The following is a 4,087-nucleotide window of genomic DNA, read 5'->3' as shown; positions in this document are numbered from 1 at the left end:
TTCTGTGGTAGCCATAAAGTTTTTCACGTGAAAATGAGAAGAATCTGCATCACGTATTATTTTCTCTAATTCATTTTTAGGCTCATGGTTCTTTTTGGTAGCCATGATAAGGGTACAAACATTGTCTATAAATGCTTTTTGGCTATTATTTTTTGCTAAGAAGTCTTTAGCTAGTTTACAGCTGTTTTCTTCATGATTATTATAAGAAACGGTATACCCAAGGTCATGAAACCAAGCGGCGACTAAAAGTATCTCGCTCTGCGCATCGTTAATATGTTCGCCTTCAATAAGCTCTTTAGTACTGTCTACTACACGCTGAGTATGCCTAAGATTATGATATAGAAACTTTGGGTCAATATCACGTGTTAGTTTATCTGTGGCATATTCTTCAGCTTTAGAAACGAGTGTGGACATGGTTGTTTTATAATACTTTAGAAAAGTACAAAATAAATGGCTTCAGTTAATTAGTCGGTTTAAAACCTTCTTAAATTCAGTTAGAAAATCAAATAAAGCTTATATAGATGCTTTAGGTTTTGTCCTTAATTTGTGAAGAATACATTTGAAACAATGATTCCAATAACTAGAATCACTAGGAAGGCAACCAATATAGTAACACCTAGTTTCGTTTTCTTATTTTTCTGAAGGATGTATTCCTGAGTCTCTTCTTCCGGTTCTTTTACAAATTTTGTTTCGTCTGTCATATTTTATTTTTTAATGTATACTGTTTTCTTGTTTACGAATTCTAATATTCCCTCTCTTGATAGTTCTCTGCCGTAACCAGATGCTTTTGTGCCACCGAAAGGAAGTCTAGGGTCAGACTTGACCATATCGTTGATGAAAAATGCACCATCGGGTATGTTTGAAATTGTGTTCATTGCGGCATCTATATCTTCTGTGAACAACATACTACCTAGTCCTAATCTAGAATTTGCAGCTAAAGCAATAGCCTCTTCCCTATTTTTTGCTTTGGTAATTGCAGCAACGGGCCCAAAAGTTTCCTCTTTGAATACCGGCATATCTGCAGTTACTTCCGTTAATATGGTGGGTGAAAAATAGGCTCCGTTTCGCATGTTTCCTAAAACAACCTTTGCACCTTGTTTTATAGAATCGTTCACTTGTTTTTGTAGCTCTTCAGCTAAATCTTCACGAGCCATAACACCTATAAATGTTTCTTTGTTCATAGGGTCGCCACCTTTAAGTGACTTTACTTTTGCAGTAAATTTCTCTAAAAAAGAATCATATATATCTTCACAAACTATAAAGCGTTTGGCGGCAATACAGCTTTGACCGGTGTTCTGCATACGTGCAGTTACCATTGTGTCAATGTACTGATCTAAATCTGCATCTTCCCAAACAATACAAGCGTTGTTTCCGCCAAGTTCAAGAACAGATTTCTTTAAGTTTTTACCTGCGGTACCTGCAATAGATTTTCCGGCTTTTTCACTTCCCGTTAATGTTACCGCTTTTATACCATCGTCTGCAATTAGCTTTTCTATTTCTTCATGCCCAGCTTTTAAACTTTGAAAACATCCTTCAGGGTAACCTGCATCCAAAAACAATTGTTCTATTGCCAAAGAGCATCCCGTAACATTTTGCGCGTGTTTTAAAAGGGCGGTATTTCCTGCTGTTAAAGTAGGCGCTGCAAAACGAATTACCTGCCAAAAAGGATAGTTCCAAGGCATTACCGCAAGAATGCATCCTAAAGGGTCGTGACTTATAAAACTTTCATCCGCATCGGTATCTATTACTTCATCAGCCAAAAGGTCTTCGGCATTATGTGCATAAAAATCACACGCCCAAGCACATTTTTCAATTTCAGAAATACCCTGTGCATAGGGTTTTCCCATTTCTTGGGTCATCAGTTCAGCATATTCCTCTTTACGTTCTATTAGCAGTTCTGCAACATTGGTGAGTAATGTGCACCTATCTTCAATTTCCATATTTGCCCAAGAGTCTTCAATGGTCAGGGCTTTTTGCAATTTTGCTTCAATATCTGCGTAGGTGTCCTTAGTATATGTATTTACAACGGCACCATTATAAGGGTTTGTGATTTCATAATTTTCCATAGTACAAATGTATAGGTAAGAAGGTTTTTCTGTTAATTCGTTTCATTTAATTCTTGACCCTTTTAAACGATTGTTATAGTTAATATTAAAAGGTTTAGAGTTAAGCAATTGCGCTATTAAATATAACCTTTGTTGAAGACGATAAGTAATTATTGTCATTTATTAAAAGAAACGTTTAACCTTAAAAAAATAAAACATGAATAATAGTGGAAATACATTATTGGCAATTATTGCAGGTTCTGCCATTGGTGCGGCCTTAGGAATTCTTTATGCACCTGACAAGGGTGAAAATACTAGAAAATTAATTGCTGATCAAGCAGCTGCAACAAGAGATAATTTTGCTGACAGTGCAGTTGATTTAAAAAACAGAGTTGCGTCTAAAATGACCGACGAAAAACAAACGTTAGACACTAGAGTTGAATCTTTAGTATCAGACTTAAGCTATAAGACAGAAGATGTAATCTCTACTTTAGAGACGAAATTGGCAGAGTTAAAAACGAAGAATAAGAAACTGCAGAAAACAGTATAAATGGGAGTTATTGATTCACTTAACGAGACGTCTAACAAGGCTATTGATGTAGGAGAGGTTTACTATAAAAAAACCCAAGAATATTATAGGCTAAAAGTGTTTCAACAATTAACAATGACTACTGGTATGTTGCTAAAGATGGCAATTATTGGTGGTCTTGCATTCTTGGCACTTATATTTATTACAGTTGCCGGTGTTGTCTTCTTGGCTAATATTTTAGAGAGCATGGTAAGTGCTTGTTTAGTAGCCGGAGCCCTATTTATTGTATTGTTGATAGTAGCTTATATACTTAGAGGTAAGATAGATAACATGTTGGTTAAAAAGCTGTCAGATAAATTCTTTAATTAAATAGATATGTACAAAAATTTTGAGGAAGTAGAATTTAATTTAAAGCGCTTAAAACTTGAGCGTGAAATTGCACTGGAAGAACTTAAGGGAATAAGGCAAGATGTACAGGAAGATTTGAGTCCCTATAATTGGTTGTCCACCGCACTATCTGCTGCAAAGAAATTTGGCATGCTCTATTTGGTACGTAAAGTTGTTAAGTAGAATTAAAAAAAGAATAAAAAAACCACCTTTTAAAAGGTGGTTTTTTTATGTGCTAAAATGAAATGTGGTTAATTATTCAACCAACGGCTTTAAGTCAATATAGGAATAGTTTATTTCACCCACGTGATCATATTCCGTGGCATTTTGTTTTAAAGAACCCCAATTAAACTGTGCATCTAGATTATTCTCTTTATAGTAATTTGTTAGACCTTCCGTTAAGAGTAGATATTCGCTTATTTTAATTTTGTTTTTCAATAGTTTATGAGCGATGATGAGGTCTTCACCAAAAAGCTTAATACTATTACCAACCTTGGTCAAAGCAATTTCTTTGCCGTAGTGTAAAATGATTTTTAGACCAAGTATATCTGGTATAGACGCTGCGTCTTTATTTGTTTTATACTTTTTTCTGAGCATATCTAGCTCTTTATAAAACTCTGTGTAAAAACTTCTGCACTGGTCAATAAGATTTTCTAGACTAGGCATTTCTCCTGTTTTAAAGAAGAGTACGGCATCACCCTCTATCTCAGAAACTTTAAGTCCTATTTTATTGGTGTAGATAATTTGATTTAAAAGCGCAGGAATAATTTTTGAGCTCAGTTCAAAATCTGTTTCGCTCATAAATTCTGTAAATCCGCTTATGTCCGGTATACATAGTAACATAGGTTCTCCTTTCATAAGCTATGGATGTTTATTTATGGTAAGGTAGATAACTTTGACTATTATAAAGAGTCCGTTTCACTAAATTACTACCACAATACGTTTTTAAAAGCTATGCTGTAAACCAATTATGACGTTTTTAGATTACAAAAGAAATGTATTGAACACCTAGCAGGGCGGTTCTTTTCTTAGCTTTGAATGATGCCATATATTAAAAGCATGCACTAAAATTTCTGTTTTCAGCAGAGAGAAAAATTTTTAAAGATCTATATATGAACTATTCAGA

General features: G+C 34.5%; 7 protein-coding genes. 3 read left to right on the top strand and 4 right to left on the bottom strand.

The features are described 5' to 3' along the window. From ABJI11_RS12800 to ABJI11_RS12790, 3 genes are all read right to left on the bottom strand, one after another. Positions 1 to 414: HD domain-containing protein (locus ABJI11_RS12800; protein WP_348352839.1), on the bottom strand; the 414-nt coding region annotated here is incomplete at its 3' end. A 125-nt stretch (positions 415 to 539) separates the two neighbouring features. Then, the gene (locus ABJI11_RS12795) at positions 540 to 701 is read right to left on the bottom strand and encodes a hypothetical protein (RefSeq protein WP_348352836.1); all 162 of its coding nucleotides are present in this window, start codon (positions 699 to 701) and stop codon (positions 540 to 542) included. A gap of 3 nt (positions 702 to 704) precedes the next feature. Beyond that, positions 705 to 2,066: an NAD-dependent succinate-semialdehyde dehydrogenase gene (locus ABJI11_RS12790; RefSeq protein WP_348352833.1), complete on the bottom strand. Its 1,362-nt coding sequence runs from the start codon at positions 2,064 to 2,066 to the stop codon at positions 705 to 707. 196 nt (positions 2,067 to 2,262) lie between these two features. On the opposite strand from ABJI11_RS12790, the gene ABJI11_RS12785 reads away from it, so the two are divergent. From ABJI11_RS12785 to ABJI11_RS12775, 3 genes are read left to right on the top strand one after another with little or no spacing between them, the layout of a single operon-like run. Beyond that, the gene (locus ABJI11_RS12785; protein ID WP_348352830.1) at positions 2,263 to 2,595 is read left to right on the top strand and encodes a YtxH domain-containing protein; all 333 of its coding nucleotides are present in this window, start codon (positions 2,263 to 2,265) and stop codon (positions 2,593 to 2,595) included. Beyond that, positions 2,596 to 2,943, top strand: a complete 348-nt coding sequence (locus ABJI11_RS12780; RefSeq protein ID WP_348352827.1) for a phage holin family protein — start codon at positions 2,596 to 2,598, stop codon at positions 2,941 to 2,943. Positions 2,944 to 2,949: 6 nt separating this feature from the next. After that, positions 2,950 to 3,144 carry a hypothetical protein gene (locus ABJI11_RS12775; RefSeq protein ID WP_276491349.1) on the top strand — a complete coding sequence of 65 codons (195 nt, stop codon included), beginning with the start codon at positions 2,950 to 2,952 and terminating at the stop codon, positions 3,142 to 3,144. A gap of 72 nt (positions 3,145 to 3,216) precedes the next feature. Here the strand turns inward: ABJI11_RS12775 and ABJI11_RS12770 are convergent, their stop codons facing one another. Further along, entirely contained in the window at positions 3,217 to 3,819 is a 603-nt protein-coding gene (locus tag ABJI11_RS12770) for a DUF2652 domain-containing protein (protein WP_348352824.1), read from the bottom strand. Between the last annotated feature and the right edge of the window lie 268 nt (positions 3,820 to 4,087).

This window comes from Maribacter sp., assembly GCF_039968975.1.
GTDB lineage: Bacteria > Bacteroidota > Bacteroidia > Flavobacteriales > Flavobacteriaceae > Maribacter.
Note: the sequence above shows the minus strand (reverse complement) of the source record. Positions and strands in the feature narration are given on the sequence as shown.